Genomic DNA, 17,452 nt, shown 5'->3' on the forward strand with positions numbered 1-17,452 from the left:
TGGCAGGGTTCAGGGGTAATAGCTGCGTACCAGAGCGGTGGCGATCAGGCTCCAGCCGTCTGCAACCACAAAAAATGCCAGTTTGAAGGGCAGGGACACGATAGCAGGCGGCACCATCATCATCCCCATGGACATAAGGACTGCAGCAACAACAAGATCAATGACCAGGAAAGGCAGGAAGACGAGAAACCCGATTTGAAAAGCGCGCGAAATTTCCGACAGCAGGAAGCTAGGGACCAGCGCCGATAACGGAGCTTCGGGCACGGGATCCATGCCCTGGGTTTCCGGTCTGAGATCGGCAATCGCATAAAATGTGTCCGGATCTAGCCGGTTCGCCATGAAGGCACGGAAGGGCTCCAAGCTGCGGGTGATGGCCACGCCCGGTTCCAGCCTTTCTTCCAGCAGCGGATTGATGCCAGTGGTCCAGGCCTCGGTAAAGACGGGTTCCATCACAAAATAGGTCAGAAACAGCGCCAGACTGATGATCAGCATGTTGGGCGGTGCTTGCTGCAGCCCGATGCCTTGGCGCAGAATCGATAGGACTGTCACCAGGAATGGAAAACAGGTGATCATGATCAGCAGGCCCGGAGCCAGGCTGAGCACAGTAATCAGCAGGATCAGCTGGATCGAGCGGGCCGAGATCGATTCGCCGTCTGCCAGCGAAAGGCTCAGTTCTTGAGCCAGGGCGGTGTGCGGCATGGCCAGCAGGATTGCTGCAGCCAGGGCCGCCCGCACAAAAGTCTTGTGTGTCATCCCAAACCGCTTTGAAGATCAGCAATTTCTGTCAGGCGCACGGCCAGCTGGCCAGCCTGATCTCCCTCCAGCTCTTCGAGCTGGCCACGGGCGACCAGCCGGTCGCCGACGTAAAGATCCACGGGGTCTTCAACCCGTTTATCCAAAGTGAGAATCGCATTTTCGCCAAGGCTGACCAGGTCACGGATCAGCGGCCGGGCTTTGCCGACCGAGACAACCACTTCTACGGGAACCGAAACAAAGGGATTGTTTGCATCAGCGGATTTCATATTCAGGTCGGCAGCATCATCCATACTGGCTGTCCTCTTTCGCGTGATAGGTGAAGGCCTCTATCGAGTCCTGGATCGATTCTAGCAGGGCGTCGCAATTGATTTCGCATTCGGTGCTGCCAATGCGCAGATAGGCTTGGCCTGGAGACAGCACACTGTCTTCCTGCACTGTGACCGGAACGGAGAAATTGTCCGGCAACAGGCTGCGCACTGGTGCTGCCTCCCCGGGAGCGACCACGATCTGCATCGGCTGGTCGGTCTGGCCTTTGGCCATATCAGCAAGCTGATCGACGATATGATGCCCGAAAGAGGCAGCCATGGCATCTGGCAGCACTGCACTGGTCAGCACCTTGAACATCGGGTCCAGCGAATCGAGCAGCTGACTTTGGGCTTCGTGATAAGTGAAGCTGAGATCTTCCAGAGAATTGGCCAGCTCGGTCGAAATCCGGCTGCTTTCCTGGTCTTTGGCCGTTACGGCATCATCCCACCCGGCGCTGTAGCCGTTCTCAAAGGAAGCCAGCCGCTGCTCTTCTATGAGTTCCTCGGAAACTGCGGGCAGGGCAGGCTCTGCCGAGGTGTTCATTGCGAAGTCTTCGAGCAAATGTGCAATCGTCATTAGGCTTGCTCCTTGTTTTCTTCCAGCCAGCCGCGCAGGATCTGGACGGTTTCTTCCTGCCGCTCGCCAATCAAGTTGCGCAGACGGTCGACCGGGTCATCCATGCTGCCGCCCAGTGCCGGGAAGCCGGCCGCTCCCATCATGTCACCGCCAGTACCCATTGCCGGCAGGTCGCCCAATGGCTCGAACTGTCCGGTTTCGTTGTTTTCAATTTCACCCTCAAGTGCGAGTCCCGAACCAAGATCCGAGGCAGTCATGAAACCGTCGCCGCCAACACCTGGCAGCCCGGGCAGCCCGCCACCATCCGGACCAGTCAGCGCCGCCACCGGAGCTGCCTGATTCGACAGGATCGGGCGTACAACGAACAGGCCCAGGATCAGGCTGACCAGGGCCAGAGCCGCAAGCTGGATCAGCGACATTGCATCAAAGTATAGGTTGTCCATGAACCCTGCGGTGGCCACGGAACCCTGCGGTTCCACTGTCGGCAATTCCATGGACTTGAGCGTAATCACATCCCCGCGGTCCGCGTCAAAACCGACAGCGGCGGAAATCAACTCCCGCAAGGCGGCCAATTCGTCTTCCGGCCGGGGCTGGAAGACAGTTTCACCTGCGTCATTTGTCACTGCAGAGCCATTGACCAGCACTGCAACAGTCAGGCGTTTGATGGCCCCAGGACCACGGAGGATCTCTTTCTCGGTTTCCGAAATTTCATAGTTGATTCGCTCCCGGGTGGCGCTGGTATTGGCTTTTGACCCCTGGCCAGAGGCCGCGTCACCGTCGGGAATGTTGGAGGCAACCGTGACCTCTCCGGATTGGTTGGTAGAGGAGTCGGCGCGTTCCTCGACGTCAGTGCTGACGGCGACACGGCTTTTCGGGTCTACCCGCTTTTCCCGGATTGATTCGGTGTCGGTGACGGTCGCGACACTCACTTCGACCACCGCATTTCCCTGGCCGACGCGTGCCTCTACCAATCGCATGACACGTTCGCGCAGCGTCTGGGACCGGTCATCGGTTCCGGCACCGGCGGCTGCAGTGGCATCCGAAGACCCGATCAACGCGCCGTTGGCATCAATCACTGCAACGTTTTCAACGGCGAGGCCGCTCACCGCAGACGAAATGAGGAAGCGGATCGCGTTGGCTTGTGCAGGTGTTACTGGGGATCCCATCGGCACGACTGAAACCGACGCGGTGGGTTCTACGGTGCGTTGAAAGGGGTTCGAGCCGGCATTTGCGATATGCACCCGTGCCTGGCTTACATGCGGGCTGCCAACAATAGTGCGGGCCAGCTCGCCTTCCTTTGCGCGCCAATAAGCGGCGTCAAACATCTGCGAGGTGGTGCCAAAGCCACTGAGCGAATCGAGCAGCTCGTACCCTTTGCCACCATTGGCGGGCAGGCCTTCGCTGGCCAGTGTCATCCGGAATTCGTCACGCTGCGTTGACGGCACGTAGATTGAGCTGCCACGCACTTCATATTGGGCACCGCGCTGTTCAAGCGCCCGCACCACATCTCCGGCCGAGCCGCTTTCCAGCCCGGCATAGAGCAGTGTCATTGTTGGCTTGCTTGCCACATGGGACATCGCGATCACACTGAGAATCATGATTACCGTGGCACCCACGGCTATCAGACGCTTTCGCATGTCCATTTCAGCCCAGACATTCTTGATCTGCTGCACATTAACCTCCGTCGCACCGGCGTTCTCTCCGGCGTGCAACCCTTTTGACGGATCGGCCTTAACATTCGGTTAGTTCCTCGCAGGTTATGAAGATGCTGCACGACGTTTTAGGGATAGCCATGACAGATGCTGCAGTAGATACGGAAGCAGAAGCCCCGGCCAAGAAAAGCAAACTGCCCCTGATTATCGGGGTGGTGCTGGCATTGGCTGGCGGCGGCGGCGGATTCTTTGCCGTACAGTCAGGCCTTCTTCCCTTTGGTCAGAAAGCAGCGCCAGAACCGGCGCATGCGGCCGAAGAGGCGCCAGAAGGCGTGGACAGTGGTGAGACGGCGGAGGATATCGCCAATCTTGCTTTTATCGAAATGGACCCGATTGTGATTACCCTGCGTAAAGCCAGCGGTATCAAGCATTTGCGGTTCCGCGCGCAACTTGAGGTCGATCTGGCTCATCAGGCCGAGGTCGAGAAAATCCTCCCGCGGGTTATCGATGTCCTGAACAGCTACCTGAGAGCACTGGAGCTAGAGGATCTGACTGATCCGATGGCGCTGCCGAAACTGAGGGCGCAGATGCTGCGGCGGATCAATATTGCAACCGGTCAGGGCCGGGTGCGTGATCTGCTGATTATGGATTTCGTACTGAATTAGGAGGACAGGATGGAAATTATTGCTGATATCCTGCTTGCGGCCGGTGCGCTGGGTGCCGGATTCTATTGTCTGGTGCTGTCGCGCAGGCTGAAGCGGTTCAATGATTTGGAAAAGGGCGTGGGCGGTGCAGTTGCTGTCCTGTCTGCCCAGGTCGATGATCTGAACAAGTCACTGCAATCGGCGCAACAGGTGTCCGACGGCTCCAGCAAGGCGCTGCAGCAACTGACGGGCCGGGCTGAAACAGTGGCTCAGCGGCTGGAACTGATGATGGCATCCATGCATGACATCCCCGAGGCCGGACCTGCGGCTCCGGCAGGCAAACCTCCGGCCGAGGACGACGCGATGGCTGCCGCATACGAGGCCGATTCACAGCCGTCTGGTGAAGAACAGGACGAGGCAAAGCCTTCCGGCTTGATGTTTGTCCGGCATAACCGCAGCCAGAACCGGGTGGCGTGATGGCAAAGGCAGCAAAGAAAACCGGGCGGTTCCGGCGCAGCGGCACCTTGATGATGCTGGCGGTGCTGCTGATGGGATCCGCCGCGGTCCGGCTGGCTCTTGAGGCGGGGCCTGCAATTGCCCGTGAAGTGGCCAGCCTGCAGGAACCCGGCGGCGACGCGCAGCCTCACAAGGGCGAGCCGCAGCGCGAATCGATGCCCACTTCTGCAGAGCTGCAAACAATGCTGGCAGCCTTCAAGGAGCGGGAACAGGCTCTGGCCGCCCGCGAAGCGGAAATTCAGGACCGGATGAAAGCCCTGGAAATTGCCGATCAGGCAATCGACAAGAAACTGGCTTCGCTGGAACAGGCCGAAGAGAATTTACGGGCAACTCTCGCGTTGGCGGATGGTGCGACCGAAGCGGATGTGACGCGCCTGACGTCGGTCTATGAACAGATGAAACCCAAGGAAGCTGCGGCTTTGTTTGAGGAAATGGATCCTGCCTTTGCGGCTGGTTTCCTCGCCCGGATGCAGCCCGAGGCTGCCGCGGGAATCATGGCAGGGCTGAGCCCGGAAGCCGCCTATACTATCAGCGTTGTTCTGGCTGGCCGCAACGGAGCAGTGCCGAAGGAATAATTCGGCCGCCGCCGCTTAGTCTTTCCTTAGGAAGACTCGCCTAAGCTAATAAAAACCAATGGAATTCGGAGTGGACCCATGATCGGGATTGTAGGCATAGTGGTGATCTTTGTCATGGTGTTCGGCGGCTATCTCCTGGCCGGCGGCAAGATGGCGATCATTATTAAGGCCATGCCCTTTGAGTTGATGATGATCGGTGGTGCCGGAGCCGGTGCTTTTCTGATCGGCAACGACATGGGCGGCATCAAGCATACGTTGAAGGACGTCGGTAAGGTCTTCAAGGGCCCTAAGTGGAAGCCGGACGACTACCGCGACCTGCTGTGCCTTCTGTTTGCCCTGATTCGGATCGCACGGGCGAATCCGGTTGAAGTGGAGCAACACATTGAAGACCCTGAAAACTCCTCTGTCTTCAATAAATACCCCAAGATTCTGGCAGACAAGGAAACAGTGAACCTGATTTGCGACACCATGCGGTCGGCCTCGATGAACTATGACGATCCGCATCAGGTGGAAGAAGTGCTGGAAAAGCGCATGGAGGCTAACCTGCACCATGCAATGCACTCCAGCCACGCTTTGCAAACCCTGGCGGACGGGCTGCCGGCGCTGGGAATTGTTGCGGCGGTGCTTGGTATCATCAAAACTATGGGCTCTATCGATCAGCCCCCGGAAGTTCTGGGTAAACTGATCGGCGGCGCTCTGGTCGGTACCTTTCTTGGCGTGTTCCTGGCTTATGGCCTCGTGGGTCCCTTTGCGACCAAGGTAAAAGCGGTAACCGAGGAAGATGCGCATTTTTATCAACTTATCCGTGAGGTTCTGGTGGCCAATCTGCACAATCATGCAGCGGCAATCTGCATCGAAGTCGGGCGCCAGAACACACCTTCGCATTTCCGTCCCGGCTTTGCTGAACTTGAAGAAGCCCTCAAATCGGTGAAACAGGACGCAGCATGATTTGGCGAGCACTTGCCACTGCAGCCGCGCTTCTGACGGCAGGAGCTGTCCAGGCGCAGACAATTGTGACCCGGTCAGGAGAGCACAACGGCTTTACCCGCCTGGTGATGCGCCTGCCGGATGGCGCGGATTGGTCGCTGGCTCAAAGCGGCACGACGGCGACAGTGAACATTGACGCGCCACAGGCAGTTTTCGATACTTCACGTGTCTTCAACCTGATCCCTCGCACCCGCCTGCAATCACTCGTGCAGAACGGGCCAGGTCAGCCGCTTCGATTGCAGCTAGGCTGTGACTGCACGGTCACGTCCTATGTTCAGGAGAATGGCTATCTGGTGCTTGATATACGTGATGGCGGTAAACCGGAAACACAGCGGCAGTATTCTGCTACCAGCAGTATTCTGCCACTCACTCCGCAGGCCACACAGAGCGGTTACAGGTTCAGTTTCTCTCAATCGGCCGCAGCAGACGCGCGGATGGCTCTGGAATTGGCAGCGGCTGTTGCGGGGCGAGCGGATCCGGCGCAAACAGTCCGGCCGCAGGACACTGAAGAAGCTCCGGACCTGAGTGCAACCAAACAGCAAGAAGAAGCTGTAGAAGTAATTTTGCCGTTGGATGGCAACAGCTTTCCGGTTCAGACAGAAACCGCCGAAGCCAATGCGGCTTCCGGGCTCCCTGAGACCAGAGTGCTGCTCAACCTGGAAGAAACTGAGCGCGCGGCAGCGGTCCAAGATTCCGAGCAACGGTTGCTGCAACAGATCGGACGGGCTGCAAATCAAGGACTTCTGAGTGTTGCAGCAAATGGGCTTCCTGGTGCCGATAGCGCCGCTGTATTGGACCCTTTGGGCCGTACAGACAGGCCGTTGAATCCTTTGGATCACATTTCCGTGACCTCTGCAATCGATCGTGAAACCGGGCTGAAGGCTGCCCTGACTGGTGGCAGCGGAGAAGCAGAGCATTGTTTGAAAAACCGTGACGTTGCCATCCATTCCTGGGGCAATGAAAGCCCGTTTGCGGATCAGCTGGCACCGGTTCGCAGCGCATTGGTCCGGGAATTTGATGATGTGAATCCAGCGAGTGTATTTGCGCTCGCACGGATGTATCTCTATTTCGGCTTTGGCGCCGAAGCTCGCTCCATTTTGACTATTCTCCCGCCAGAAAATCAGGATGCGCCGGACATAGCCTTTCTTGAGGCAATGGCGATGCTGATGGATGGAGCTGTTCTGCCGGTTAATCACCCGTTCTCAGGACAGCAAGGCTGCGAAGGCGACAGTGCCCTGTGGGGCGCTTTGGCGGATGGTCTGGTCAAGAAGAGCGCCAACACCGACGCCATTCAGCAAGCGTTTTCCAAAATGCCGACTCACCTGCGGGTGCACCTGGGGCCTCGGATCAGCAAGATGTTTGCCGAAGCCGGAGATAACCATATCGCCGAGGCAGTGCTGAGAGCGGTTGACCGGACCGGGGTTGAGGACGTTCCGGAAATCAACCTTGCTGAGGCGGCGATTGCCGAATTGGCAGGCGATACCGAAAAGGTGGCCGAAGAGCTGACCAGCGAGGTTGCAGAACGGAACGGAAATGCACCGGCAGCACTGATCGATCTGGTTGCTCTCAGCGTCAAGGAGCGCAAGGCGCTGTCTCCTGACGTGCCGGATTTGATTGCCTCTTATGAACTTGAAAACCGCGAAACAGAGCTCGGAGCCGAGTTGCGTCAGGCGCAGGTCGCTTCTCTTGCCTTGATGGGGCAGTTTCAGGATGCATTTCAAGAACTGAACAACCTGTCTGAGCAGGACGGCCCGAATGCCCGGTCAGCGGCGCTGGAGCCGTTGATGCTGCTGTTGGCAGAACGTGCAGATGACGTGACTTTTTTGCAGTACTCACTGGTTTTCTCCGGCCAGGCCAGCGCGACTGAAGCTGCATCGGTAGCTCCGGCCGTCGCCCGCAGGCTGCTGGACCTTGGATTTGCCGAACAAGCACAGGGCCTGCTTACCAAGCTTGCGCTGGAGCCGGAAAACGAAGCCCGCCGCCTGATGATGGCCGAGGCCGCGTTGGAGTTGGACAAGCCGCATCGGGCCCTTGTCGAGCTGATGGGGCTAGAAAGTTCTGAAGCCAACAAAATGCGTGCGGCAGCCTTGTGGCGCAATGGCGAATATGACCGGGCCGGAGAGTATCTTCTTGCTGAAGATGAGGCCAACGCAGCCGCCCGCGGGTTCTGGCATTCCGAAAACCTGAGCGCCATCGAAGCGATGGAGACTGGAGATGACGCGCAATTCGGTGCCGTTGCCTCTGTCACCACGCAAATTGGCGAAACTGCGCAAGATCCAGAGGGCTTGTCTCCGCTGGCTCACGCACGGGCCTTGGTTGAAAGCAGTGCGGGCACACGTGGCGGCATTGCTGATCTGTTGAACAAAGTTGGCACAGACTTGGAGAGTCCTTAGAGTTTTCAGTGATCTGACAGAATGTTCACACAAACAAAGGCCGCCCGGATCAAGGGCGGCCTTTGTTTGTGCTGATAACACTTTGTCAACGGGCTGCCGGTAACGTGATGATCGGGTGAATCCTGATTTGGACGGGCAGAATGCCGGAAAACTATTTAGTACTTTGCCTGAAAGGGCTGTTTCTGCGCGCAATAGGCGCAGAATTCTGGACGCGCTCAGTAATGAGTTCCGTTCTGAAATCTCACTTGATTAAGACTGACAGGCACCGATTGCCGGCAGCCGGTATCGCAAAGTCTGATCGTCGGCACCGGTTGGGTGGCAGACGGCTGTTTGCGCGGCAACCGCAGGTGCTGACAAAGCCCCGGAAAACGGACATGCGCTTTAGATTGGATCCTTGGGCACCAATCCAGGCATTCCATCAGCTTGAATCTAGCAATTTGCGGGGCCTGACCTGTGCCTAAGCTTACCACTGAACAACTATTCAGTCCGACCGTCCTGCTGGCGCTGGCGCTTATGGCGATCATTGTGATGATGATCCTGCCGATGCCGGCCTGGGTGCTGGATGTTGGCCTGGCGGCGTCCTTTGGGCTCGCCATTCTGATCTTCACCATCACTCTGTTCATAGAACGGCCGCTGGATTTTTCCTCATTCCCGACAATCCTTCTGGCCTCGCTGATGCTTCGGCTGTCACTGAACATATCCTCCACCAAACTGATCATCGGCCAGGGGCATTCCGGCACCGACGCGGCCGGCAATGTGATCGAAGGTTTTGCCCAGTTTGTGATGGGGGGCAGCGTATTCCTGGGTCTTGTGGTGTTCGGGGTGCTGTTGATCGTCAATTTCATGGTGATCACCAAGGGCGCTGCCAGGATGGCAGAAGTGGGCGCCCGGTTTGCACTGGATGGTATGCCAGGCAAACAGCTGGCGATCGACGCCGACATGTCAGCCGGCGCCATCGACCACCAGACCGCCAAGGAGCGCCGTGAGCGGGATCAGCAGGAAACCACATTCTTTGGCTCACTCGACGGTGCGTCGAAGTTTGTCAAAGGCGACGCCATTGCCGGGCTTTTGATCACCTTACTGAACTTGGTCATGGGGCTGATCATGGGCGTTCTGGTCCATGGCATGCCTGTTGGCAGCGCGTTTGAAACCTACGCTATCCTGACCGTGGGCGATGGTCTGGTGTCGCAGATCCCATCTGTGATCATTTCCATTGCAGCAGCTCTGCTGCTGGCCCGCGGCGGCACCACCGGCGCCACAGATACCGCCCTGTTCGAGCAATTCGGCCGCCATCCCGCCGCACTGACAACTGTTTCTGTGCTGATGATCCTGTTTGCATTGGTTCCCGGTCTGCCATTTCTGCCCTTCGTGACCGGTGGCAGTGTGCTGGGCTACGCAGCTTTCCGGATGGCAAAGAAGAAGCAGGACGAAGCAGAGGCGGAGATCGAGGAAAAAATCGAAGAAGCTGCAGACCCTACGGCAACCCGGCCGCTTGGTGATATTCTGGATCTGGATGATCTGCACCTGGAGTTTTCCCCCGATCTGGTCAGCATGGTTCTTGATGCCGGCACCGGGCTTGATGCCCGCATTGCCAACATGCGGTCCCATATTGCCACCACCTTTGGTCTGATCCTGCCGGAAATCCGGCTGACTGATCAGCATGAGCTGGAAAGAGGCACCTATGTGGTCAAAGTGCAGGGGGTTGAACAGGTGCGCGGCACTTTGCATCCCGACATGGTTCTGGCCTTGATGCCGGACAATCATGACGCGCTGCCACCCGGCACTGATGTGACTGAGCCGGTCTACGGCGCGCCGGCCCGCTGGATTTCTGCCAAGTCGCAGGAACAGGCCGCCCTGGCCGGGGCTACCGTGGTCACACCGCCGGAAATCCTGGCGACCCACCTGCTGGAGATCATCAAACAGAATTTCTCCCGCTTGCTGACACTCAAATCTTTGCGCCGCCTGTTGGATGAGATGACACAGCTTTCCGATAACTTCCGGTCCGAAGCGAACCGCAAGCTGCTGGATGCGCTGGTGCCGGACAAGGTTCCGATGGATACGCTTCACTCGGTGTTGCGTCTGCTGCTGGAGGAGCGGGTTTCCATCCGCAATATGCCGTTGATCTTGGAATCGATTGCCGAAGCCCGACAGCACACCACCCAGCCCGAGCTGATCTGTGAACATGTGCGCCAGCGGCTGGGCTTCCAGCTGGTGGCCGAGATGAAACGCGAGGACGGGACCATTCCGTTGATCCAGCTGGCACCGGAATGGGAAGACAAGTTCTCTACGTATCAAGTGGATGCGCAGGGTGCCGGGTTGGACATTGCCTTGCCGCCCGACTTGTTCAATATGCTTGCGGACGGGCTGACCGAGAAGCTGTCGGCAATCACCGACCAAGGTGTGTTTGCGGCTGTTGTGACCTCGACCCGCCGCCGCCGTTACCTGAAGACCATTCTGAAATCACGGGGCATCAGCAACCCGGTTCTATCGTTCGAAGAAATCGGCCTTGAGGCGCGGCCTGCCCTGGTTGGAATGGTGCAAGCATGAACCTGAGCTTTCTGCCGCCAGAGCTTATAGCGCTGCTGGGGGCAGGGTTCTGGCATGCTGCACTCGTATTTCTGCGGGTGTCGGCCATGGTATCGGTCCTGCCTGCGGTGGGTGAGCTGTATGTTCCCACCCGGGTCAAACTTGCAGTTGCTGCGGCCTTTACTTTTGTGGTTGCGCCTGCACTTCCGGCCCTCCCTGAGCCGGATGGTGCCATAGAATTTGCCCGGATTGCTGTTGCCGAAGCGATCATCGGCCTGGCAATGGGTATTGGTGTCCGGATCTTTGTATTGGCGCTGCAGACGGCCGGTACAATGGCGGCGCAAAGCACGTCGTTGTCACAGGTTCTGGGCGGCATCGGAGCAGAGCCGATGCCGGCTCTGGGTGCCGTTCTGATGATTTCCGGTGTGACCCTTGCTGTCATGATGGGTCTGCATATCCGGGCGGCGGAACTGCTCATTGGCTCTTACCAGCTGTTTCCTGTTGGTCAGTTCCCCGCGGCTTCCGGGTTGGCGGAATGGGGTGTGTACCGGGTTTCGCAAAGCTTTTCCCTGGCGTTCACACTGGCGGCGCCTTTTGTCATTACAGCGGTGATCTACAACTTGGCGCTGGGCGTGATTAACCGGGCTATGCCGCAGCTGATGGTGGCCATGGTCGGCGCGCCGGCGATTACCTTCGGCGGTCTGTTTATCCTGATGGTCGGCAGTCCGATGATCCTGGATGTTTGGTCCAGGGCTCTGATGACCTTTATGTCGAATCCTGGAGGCGGCATGCCATGAGCGGTCAGGACGACGATTCAGACAAATCATTCGAGCCGACGGAACAGAAACTCCGCAAGGCCCGGGAGAAAGGTGAAGTTGCCAAATCTACGGATCTGTCCGTCGCCGCCGCCTATCTGGGTCTGATCATCGCAGTCTACACTGCCGGCAGCAGCAGCGTTGAGGGGATAGGCACCGCTCTGATGGCCTTTCTGGACCAGCCGGACAAGCTGGCCCCGCTGTTCTTTGAAGGGCCGGCTGCGGCACCTGTGGGCGGGTTCATCGGAAGTGCGGTGCGCCCTGCTCTGCCATGGTTTCTGGTTCCCTTTGCATTGGTTCTGCTGTCGATTGTCGGACAGCGTGCGCTGGTTTTTGCGCCCAGTAAGCTGGAGCCGAAGCTGTCTCGTATTTCTCTCATCTCGGGAGCCAAGAATAAATTTGGCAGATCCGGGCTGTTCGAGTTTTTCAAAAGTTTTGTGAAGCTGGTGCTCTATTCGATCTGTCTGGGCGTCTACCTGTCTTACCGGCTTCCGGACATGATCGCTTCGTCCGGCACTGGCCCGCAGTCAGTTGTCTTGATGCTGGCGCAGTTGGCGATGGAGTTTTTGTTTTTGGCGCTGCTCATCGCGCTATCGATCGGTATTGTGGATGCTGCCTTTCAACATGCGGAACACCACCGCAAGAACATGATGTCCCGGAAGGAGATCCAGGACGAAATGAAGGAATCCGAAGGCGATCCCCATATGAAAAGCCAGCGCCGTCAGCGCGGCCAGCAGATCGCGATGGGGCAAATGATGGCCGATGTGCCCAAAGCCGACGTAGTGGTTGTCAACCCGACCCATTATGCGGTGGCGCTGCAATGGAGCCGCGAAAAGGGTTCCGCGCCTGTCTGCGTTGCCAAGGGGGTTGATGAAGTTGCCGCGGCGATCCGGCGTGTTGCCAATGAAAACGGCGTTCCGATTCACAGTGATCCGCCGACGGCGCGGGCATTGCATGCCACGATTGAGATCGGCGGCGAAATTCTGGAAGAGCATTATGCACCGGTGGCGGCGGCCATCCGGTTTGCCGAAGAGATGCGCAAGCGTGCTAAAGGAAAGATCACATGAAGCAGAAGATGCTGGATCAGATGGCGGCAGTGACTGCGGCGCAGTATATGCAGGAACATGCGAAAATACAGCCGGCTCTGGCCCGGGAAGCACAGCTTCGCGGCCAGTTGGCCAAATTGAACAGCCAAGTGCAGGCCGCCCGGGAACCGGCAGACAGCGATCACACAATGAAGGCTTTGGGGGCAGATCTGTTATGGCAAGGCTGGCATACCCGCACCCGGCGCCAATTGAACCTGGAGCTGGCGCAGGCCACGGCACAAAAGCTGCGGATGATGGATCAGCTGCGCAAAGCCTTTGGGCGCAAACACGCGGTGGAAACCATGGCGGCCTCCGAACGCAAGCGGCACAAGGCGGAGCAGGCAAAAACCTTCATGGACCGGCTGTTAGACAGCTGAAATACCTTGAGTATTGCCTGAGCAAAAAAAGGCCGGTCCCTTACGGGTCCGGCCTTTTCTATATTGGATCTACTGCTCGCCGGTCAGACGTCCTGCCGCGATATTTCCATGATCAAAACGTCATAGACGCCTTTGCCGATATGTTTCTGTGCCGCCTCGCGCAGCGCTGTGCGCAGGGGCTCCAAGACATCTGAGCGGGTAAACGCCCCGCGGAAACCGCCCATATTGGCGTGGTCGAAAAGAACTTGCAGGAAAACATCCCGCAATTTGGGCGCGTAGGAATGCACCTTTTCGGCAATACCTTTCTTTACCTCAAGGCTGAGCGAGATCACCACCAGGGATGTCATCTGGTCGCGCTCCACAATCGGCACTACAAACTGGTCGCCGACTTTGATGTATTCGCGCTGGTTTTCTTCGGTTTCCTCTGCGGCCTCTTTCGGGGCTGGGGCGACCTCGCCGCCGGCAGCGGCTTGATTTTCTTCAGGCGGAGGCGCCAGCATGATGCCGGCGCCAATGCCGCCTCCGGTCCCGATGATCAGCAGGATGACTGGAAGGAGTTTAGACAGCATGGCAATCCTCAGAACGGCAGAATGGCGTCGAGCAGCTGCTGGCCGTAGCGCGGCTGCTGAACGTCAGTGATTTGGCCACGGCCGCCATAGGACACACGGGCCGAAGCGATCTTGTCATAGGTGATCTCGTTCTGGCGGCTGATGTCTTGCGGCCGGACATAGCCGGTCACCAAAAGTTCGCGCAGCTCGAAATTCACCCGCAGTTCCTGGGTGCCGCTGATCGCCAGCACGCCGTTGGGCAGAACGTCGACAACAGTCGCCGCAACTCGCAATTCCAGCTTTTCGCTGCGCTTGACGGATCCTTTGCCGCCGGAAGAACTGGAACTGCCCAGTTCCACGGCGTCGGCGGAGGTGGCACCTTCCGGCAGCTTCCTGTCAAGACGCTGCGGCAGGCCAAGGAGATGCGGCATGTTCAGGCTTTCAGCCCCCGAGCGTGAGCGCTGGGTGTCGTTGGAAATTTCGGCCTCTTCATCGATCTCGATCACCACTGTCAGAATATCGCCGCGCTTGATCGCGCGGCGGTCGCCCAGCAGCGATTGCTGCGAGCCGCTCCACAGGGATGCACCATCAACGGTGCGCCGGTTCTGTGTCTGTGCAGGCAATCCCTGGTACAGCATCGCAACATGTTCAGAGCTTTCATTGGACGGGGTGAAAGAGGGCGGTTTGCCCATATGATCCATCCGGCCGCAGGCACCCAGCAGGGAGAGCCCGAACAGCAGCGGTTTGACGGGAGAAAGTTTCTTTTTCATCAGTTTACCTCAACGGAACCGTCTGCCGCGATCCGCCCGGTTACGGTGGTGCGGGAATTAAGATTCATGACCCGGACGGCCTCACCAGCAGCGCCGCGTCCCAAGGCGCGGCCTTCGGCCGCTATGGTCAGGACACCCTGGCGGAAGGTCAAAGTGACCAGGTCATTGCGTTCGATGATGGCCGGCGGACCGATGTCGCCAGCCCGCAACGGCCGACCTGCGTACAAGGCGACGCGCGCCTCCTGACCGACAACCGCAGCCGGGTCCGACAGTGCACCAAGGATCTCGCCTTTTTTCAGGGCCAGGTCCTCGGCATTGACGATCGCCTTTGCGCGTATCGTGCGCAGCGGGATCAGATATTCCGCCCAGGCGGGCGGCGCGCAAAGCGCCGCGGCGGTCAGACAGGCAAGAGCAAGTTTCATCAGCGCACCTGTGTTGTTGCACCCATCATCTGGTCGACAGCCGAGATGACCTTGGCATTCATTTCATAGCCCCGCTGGGCTTCGATCAGCTCGGTGACCTCGCGCACCGCATCCACGGAACTGGCCTCCAGATATCCTTGGCGCAGGGTGCCAAGCCCGTCTTCACCGGCCGTAGACACAGTGGCAGCACCAGAGGCTTCTGTTTCGGTGAACAGGTTGCTGCCGATCGCCTCAAGCCCTTTGGGGTTGGTGAAACCCGCCAGAGTGAACTGGCCCAACAGCTGGCCTGCAGAGGTTTCATCAAAGTACCCGTAGACTTCGCCCTCAGCGTTGATCGAGATGCTGACAGCATCATCAGGAATGGTGACTTCGGGAGAAACTGCAAAACCGTCCGACGTCACGATCAGTCCCTCGGCTGAGCGTTTCAAAGCGCCGTCGCGGGTATAGGCGGACTGGCCGGAGGGCAGTGTGACCTCAAGGTAGCCCTTGCCGTCGATGGCGAGATCCAGATCATTGTTGGTCTGCTGCAGCGCGCCTTGCGACAAATGCACCGAGACGGCGGCGGGGCGCACACCCAGGCCAACCTGCACACCGGTCGGCAGCACCGTGCCATCCGATGCGTTGACACTACCGGCCCGCGAGATCTGCTGATAGTGCAGATCGGCAAACTCGGCGCGCCGGGCGTTGTAGGCTGTGGTGTTCATATTGGCGAGGTTGTTGGAGATAGTCTCCACCCGCAATTGCTGAGCGCTCATGCCGGTCGCTGCGATTTTCAAGGCACGCATCTGGATTCTCCTAGGTCTTGATCAGGTTTTTGATGGCATTGCGGATGCGTTCGTCTTCCGCCTGCAGAAAGCTTTGGCCCATTTCATAGGCGCGCTGGACTTCGATCATCCGGGTCACTTCGGAAATCGCATTCACGTTGGAACCTTCGAGAAAGCCTTGCAGCACCTTCGCCTCAAAACTGTCCTCAATCTCGCCGTCGACGCGGAACATCACTCCGTCCTCGCGCACCAGCGTGTGCTGCTCCATCGGCTTGAACAGGCCAAGCTGCCCCAGCAGCCGCCCGTTTGCACTGAGCGAACCATCCGCCCCGACTTCGATCTTGCCGGCATCCGGCGGAACAAAGACCGGCGCGCGGCCGGCATCCAGCACCCGGTATCCATCCATGGTCACCAGATCGCCATCGGCATTGGGGGAGAATGCACCCGAACGGGTCAGCCTTTCGCCTTGCGGCGTTTCCACCATAAAGAAGGCGTCGCCCTCGATTGCAAAGTCAAAGGAGCCGCCGGTTTTGGTCAGCTGACCCTGCTCCATCGAGGTATTGAAGATATTCGCGCGCGACATTGACAGCGACTGCTGACCGGGCGAGGACTGCACAAATTCTGAGAAGATCAGGCCCTCCTGGCGGTAGCCAGTGGTGGCCGAGTTCGCGATATTGTTGGCAATGACGCGCATTTCCCGCATCAGGCCCGTTTGGCGTGAAAGGGTTGCGTAGCCTGCATTTTCCATTACGAACCTCCGGCAATCATCGGGACAACGTGGCCGTGGAAGAAGGCCACCAGCGTTTGTGTCATGAAGCCCATTGTCATCCAGAACACGACCAGGATCGCTGTCAGTTTGGGCACGAAGGTCAGGGTCATTTCCTGCACCGACGTCAGAGCCTGAAACAGGCCGATGGCCAGACCGACAACCAGTGCAACAACCAGGATCGGCGTCGACATGGTGACGGCGGCCCACAGCGCTTGGCGCAGCGTGTCATAGAAGAGGCTTTCGCTCATCATGGCTTAGACCGGCATCCTCAGGATTTCCTGGTAAGCTTCGACGACCTTGTTGCGCACGGTAACCGCAGTTTCGACTGCCAGTTCGGTCTGCGCCAGGGCCTGCACCAGAGCGTGGGGGTCTGCGCCTGAGGTCATCGCCTGCATTGAGACCTGTTCACTTTGCTGCAAAGTCGCCGCGAAGTTCTCAAAGCTTTCTTTCATGCGGGCGCCTGCGCCGGCTCCCGCATGTTCGGGGTCGGCTTTGGTGGCGGGGCGGGCAGCGGCATAGCCGGTTGCGGCGGAAAGACTGCGAATATCCATTCTGGATCTCCAAATGTGTTGATTAACGTCTCAATAGGTCCATGAGTGATGCCGACATCGTGCGTGTCTGCTCGAACATCTTCAGGTTAGCTTCGTAGCTGCGCTGGGCTTCACGGGCGTCGGCGATCTCGATCATCAGATCGACATTGGAGCCGTCGTAATGTCCGCTTTCATCAGCCATTGGATGCGAAGGGTCGTAGACTTCTTCCAGATCGCTGCGGTCCAGCGTGACCCGGCCGGTGCGCACATGCTCCACATCGGTTTGCAGTTCGCGCACCGCTTCAAACGGCACCGTTTTGCGCCGGTAGCCCGGGGTGTCAGCGTTGGAGATGTTTTCCGACACGTGGCGCAGACGCGAGGCTTGCGCCTTGAGGCCGCTGGCAGTGACGGAAAGGGCTCTGGAAAATTCACTCATCTCTC

21 protein-coding genes are annotated in these 17,452 nt (G+C 58.4%); 9 read left to right on the forward strand and 12 right to left on the reverse strand.

All coding sequences use genetic code 11. The features are described 5' to 3' along the window. Window positions 1–9: 9 nt before the first annotated feature. The 4 genes from fliP to fliF are packed head-to-tail and all read right to left on the reverse strand — an operon-like array spanning window position 10 to window position 3,311. A complete protein-coding gene (gene fliP / locus K3724_RS20690) occupies window positions 10–753 on the reverse strand; it encodes a flagellar type III secretion system pore protein FliP (protein ID WP_259988800.1) in 744 nt (247 codons plus the stop codon). After that, complete coding sequence (locus K3724_RS20695; RefSeq protein WP_027257075.1) at window positions 750–1,046, reverse strand: FliM/FliN family flagellar motor C-terminal domain-containing protein; 297 nt, start codon at window positions 1,044–1,046, stop codon at window positions 750–752. The genes fliP and K3724_RS20695 overlap by 4 nt, the downstream gene beginning before the upstream one ends. Continuing rightward, entirely contained in the window at window positions 1,039–1,638 is a 600-nt protein-coding gene (locus tag K3724_RS20700) for an ABC transporter ATP-binding protein (RefSeq protein ID WP_237456773.1), read from the reverse strand. The genes K3724_RS20695 and K3724_RS20700 overlap by 8 nt, the downstream gene beginning before the upstream one ends. Beyond that, window positions 1,638–3,311 carry a flagellar basal-body MS-ring/collar protein FliF gene (fliF, locus tag K3724_RS20705; protein WP_259988805.1) on the reverse strand — a complete coding sequence of 558 codons (1,674 nt, stop codon included), beginning with the start codon at window positions 3,309–3,311 and terminating at the stop codon, window positions 1,638–1,640. The genes K3724_RS20700 and fliF overlap by 1 nt, the downstream gene beginning before the upstream one ends. Before the next feature lie 119 nt (window positions 3,312–3,430). Between fliF and fliL the strand changes: the two genes are divergently transcribed. From fliL to K3724_RS20750, 9 genes are all read left to right on the forward strand, one after another. After that, window positions 3,431–3,955 (forward strand): flagellar basal body-associated protein FliL, encoded by a 525-nt coding sequence (gene fliL, locus K3724_RS20710; protein ID WP_259992713.1) that lies wholly within the window; start codon window positions 3,431–3,433, stop codon window positions 3,953–3,955. Between the two features lie 9 nt (window positions 3,956–3,964). After that, a complete protein-coding gene (locus K3724_RS20715; protein ID WP_259988807.1) occupies window positions 3,965–4,411 on the forward strand; it encodes a hypothetical protein in 447 nt (148 codons plus the stop codon). Then, window positions 4,411–5,025, forward strand: a complete 615-nt coding sequence (locus K3724_RS20720) for a MotE family protein (RefSeq protein ID WP_259988809.1) — start codon at window positions 4,411–4,413, stop codon at window positions 5,023–5,025. The genes K3724_RS20715 and K3724_RS20720 overlap by 1 nt, the downstream gene beginning before the upstream one ends. A gap of 78 nt (window positions 5,026–5,103) precedes the next feature. Then, entirely contained in the window at window positions 5,104–5,973 is an 870-nt protein-coding gene (gene motA / locus K3724_RS20725) for a flagellar motor stator protein MotA (protein WP_027257081.1), read from the forward strand. After that, window positions 5,970–8,405: a hypothetical protein gene (locus tag K3724_RS20730; RefSeq protein ID WP_259988812.1), complete on the forward strand. Its 2,436-nt coding sequence runs from the start codon at window positions 5,970–5,972 to the stop codon at window positions 8,403–8,405. Before motA ends, K3724_RS20730 begins: the two co-directional genes overlap by 4 nt. Before the next feature lie 513 nt (window positions 8,406–8,918). Then, window positions 8,919–10,952: a flagellar biosynthesis protein FlhA gene (flhA, locus tag K3724_RS20735; RefSeq protein WP_409201223.1), complete on the forward strand. Its 2,034-nt coding sequence runs from the start codon at window positions 8,919–8,921 to the stop codon at window positions 10,950–10,952. After that, window positions 10,949–11,728 carry a flagellar biosynthetic protein FliR gene (locus K3724_RS20740; protein ID WP_259988816.1) on the forward strand — a complete coding sequence of 260 codons (780 nt, stop codon included), beginning with the start codon at window positions 10,949–10,951 and terminating at the stop codon, window positions 11,726–11,728. The genes flhA and K3724_RS20740 overlap by 4 nt, the downstream gene beginning before the upstream one ends. Next, window positions 11,725–12,813 carry a flagellar type III secretion system protein FlhB gene (gene flhB / locus K3724_RS20745; RefSeq protein WP_259988817.1) on the forward strand — a complete coding sequence of 363 codons (1,089 nt, stop codon included), beginning with the start codon at window positions 11,725–11,727 and terminating at the stop codon, window positions 12,811–12,813. The genes K3724_RS20740 and flhB overlap by 4 nt, the downstream gene beginning before the upstream one ends. Further along, complete coding sequence (locus K3724_RS20750; RefSeq protein WP_259988819.1) at window positions 12,810–13,208, forward strand: hypothetical protein; 399 nt, start codon at window positions 12,810–12,812, stop codon at window positions 13,206–13,208. The genes flhB and K3724_RS20750 overlap by 4 nt, the downstream gene beginning before the upstream one ends. A gap of 83 nt (window positions 13,209–13,291) precedes the next feature. On the opposite strand, the gene K3724_RS20755 is transcribed toward K3724_RS20750, so the two are convergent. Genes K3724_RS20755 through flgC form a run of 8 tightly spaced genes read right to left on the reverse strand, consistent with a single transcriptional unit; the run spans window position 13,292 to window position 17,447 of the window. After that, window positions 13,292–13,777: a flagellar basal body-associated FliL family protein gene (locus K3724_RS20755; RefSeq protein ID WP_259988821.1), complete on the reverse strand. Its 486-nt coding sequence runs from the start codon at window positions 13,775–13,777 to the stop codon at window positions 13,292–13,294. 8 nt (window positions 13,778–13,785) lie between these two features. Beyond that, a complete protein-coding gene (gene flgH / locus K3724_RS20760; protein WP_259988823.1) occupies window positions 13,786–14,526 on the reverse strand; it encodes a flagellar basal body L-ring protein FlgH in 741 nt (246 codons plus the stop codon). After that, window positions 14,526–14,948 (reverse strand): flagellar basal body P-ring formation chaperone FlgA, encoded by a 423-nt coding sequence (flgA, locus tag K3724_RS20765; RefSeq protein ID WP_129372534.1) that lies wholly within the window; start codon window positions 14,946–14,948, stop codon window positions 14,526–14,528. The genes flgH and flgA overlap by 1 nt, the downstream gene beginning before the upstream one ends. Then, the gene (gene flgG, locus K3724_RS20770; RefSeq protein WP_259988827.1) at window positions 14,948–15,733 is read right to left on the reverse strand and encodes a flagellar basal-body rod protein FlgG; all 786 of its coding nucleotides are present in this window, start codon (window positions 15,731–15,733) and stop codon (window positions 14,948–14,950) included. The genes flgA and flgG overlap by 1 nt, the downstream gene beginning before the upstream one ends. Before the next feature lie 10 nt (window positions 15,734–15,743). Then, a complete protein-coding gene (locus tag K3724_RS20775) occupies window positions 15,744–16,460 on the reverse strand; it encodes a flagellar hook-basal body complex protein (RefSeq protein ID WP_259988829.1) in 717 nt (238 codons plus the stop codon). Next, window positions 16,460–16,732: a flagellar biosynthetic protein FliQ gene (locus K3724_RS20780; RefSeq protein ID WP_027257092.1), complete on the reverse strand. Its 273-nt coding sequence runs from the start codon at window positions 16,730–16,732 to the stop codon at window positions 16,460–16,462. Before K3724_RS20780 ends, K3724_RS20775 begins: the two co-directional genes overlap by 1 nt. Window positions 16,733–16,735: 3 nt before the next feature. After that, window positions 16,736–17,032 (reverse strand): flagellar hook-basal body complex protein FliE, encoded by a 297-nt coding sequence (gene fliE / locus K3724_RS20785; RefSeq protein WP_259988831.1) that lies wholly within the window; start codon window positions 17,030–17,032, stop codon window positions 16,736–16,738. 22 nt (window positions 17,033–17,054) lie between these two features. Further along, window positions 17,055–17,447 carry a flagellar basal body rod protein FlgC gene (gene flgC / locus K3724_RS20790; protein ID WP_024092263.1) on the reverse strand — a complete coding sequence of 131 codons (393 nt, stop codon included), beginning with the start codon at window positions 17,445–17,447 and terminating at the stop codon, window positions 17,055–17,057. Between the last annotated feature and the right edge of the window lie 5 nt (window positions 17,448–17,452).

This window comes from Leisingera sp. M658, from assembly GCF_025144145.1.
Classification (GTDB): domain Bacteria; phylum Pseudomonadota; class Alphaproteobacteria; order Rhodobacterales; family Rhodobacteraceae; genus Leisingera.

What these genes read in the sequence shown, in the direction of transcription:
- flhA (WP_409201223.1), top strand. Translation starts at nt 8,919, where the DNA reads ATGGCGATCATTGTGATGATGATCCTGCCGATGCCGGCCTGGGTGCTG.
- flgA (WP_129372534.1), bottom strand. Translation starts at nt 14,948, where the DNA reads ATGAAACTTGCTCTTGCCTGTCTGACCGCCGCGGCGCTTTGCGCGCCG.
- fliL (WP_259992713.1), top strand. Translation starts at nt 3,431, where the DNA reads ATGACAGATGCTGCAGTAGATACGGAAGCAGAAGCCCCGGCCAAGAAA.
- K3724_RS20700 (WP_237456773.1), bottom strand. Translation starts at nt 1,638, where the DNA reads ATGACGATTGCACATTTGCTCGAAGACTTCGCAATGAACACCTCGGCA.
- K3724_RS20775 (WP_259988829.1), bottom strand. Translation starts at nt 16,460, where the DNA reads ATGGAAAATGCAGGCTACGCAACCCTTTCACGCCAAACGGGCCTGATG.
- K3724_RS20780 (WP_027257092.1), bottom strand. Translation starts at nt 16,732, where the DNA reads ATGATGAGCGAAAGCCTCTTCTATGACACGCTGCGCCAAGCGCTGTGG.
- K3724_RS20755 (WP_259988821.1), bottom strand. Translation starts at nt 13,777, where the DNA reads ATGCTGTCTAAACTCCTTCCAGTCATCCTGCTGATCATCGGGACCGGA.
- fliE (WP_259988831.1), bottom strand. Translation starts at nt 17,032, where the DNA reads ATGGATATTCGCAGTCTTTCCGCCGCAACCGGCTATGCCGCTGCCCGC.
- motA (WP_027257081.1), top strand. Translation starts at nt 5,104, where the DNA reads ATGATCGGGATTGTAGGCATAGTGGTGATCTTTGTCATGGTGTTCGGC.
- K3724_RS20715 (WP_259988807.1), top strand. Translation starts at nt 3,965, where the DNA reads ATGGAAATTATTGCTGATATCCTGCTTGCGGCCGGTGCGCTGGGTGCC.
- K3724_RS20740 (WP_259988816.1), top strand. Translation starts at nt 10,949, where the DNA reads ATGAACCTGAGCTTTCTGCCGCCAGAGCTTATAGCGCTGCTGGGGGCA.
- K3724_RS20720 (WP_259988809.1), top strand. Translation starts at nt 4,411, where the DNA reads ATGGCAAAGGCAGCAAAGAAAACCGGGCGGTTCCGGCGCAGCGGCACC.
- flgC (WP_024092263.1), bottom strand. Translation starts at nt 17,447, where the DNA reads ATGAGTGAATTTTCCAGAGCCCTTTCCGTCACTGCCAGCGGCCTCAAG.
- K3724_RS20695 (WP_027257075.1), bottom strand. Translation starts at nt 1,046, where the DNA reads ATGGATGATGCTGCCGACCTGAATATGAAATCCGCTGATGCAAACAAT.
- K3724_RS20730 (WP_259988812.1), top strand. Translation starts at nt 5,970, where the DNA reads ATGATTTGGCGAGCACTTGCCACTGCAGCCGCGCTTCTGACGGCAGGA.
- fliP (WP_259988800.1), bottom strand. Translation starts at nt 753, where the DNA reads ATGACACACAAGACTTTTGTGCGGGCGGCCCTGGCTGCAGCAATCCTG.
- K3724_RS20750 (WP_259988819.1), top strand. Translation starts at nt 12,810, where the DNA reads ATGAAGCAGAAGATGCTGGATCAGATGGCGGCAGTGACTGCGGCGCAG.
- flhB (WP_259988817.1), top strand. Translation starts at nt 11,725, where the DNA reads ATGAGCGGTCAGGACGACGATTCAGACAAATCATTCGAGCCGACGGAA.
- flgG (WP_259988827.1), bottom strand. Translation starts at nt 15,733, where the DNA reads ATGCGTGCCTTGAAAATCGCAGCGACCGGCATGAGCGCTCAGCAATTG.
- flgH (WP_259988823.1), bottom strand. Translation starts at nt 14,526, where the DNA reads ATGAAAAAGAAACTTTCTCCCGTCAAACCGCTGCTGTTCGGGCTCTCC.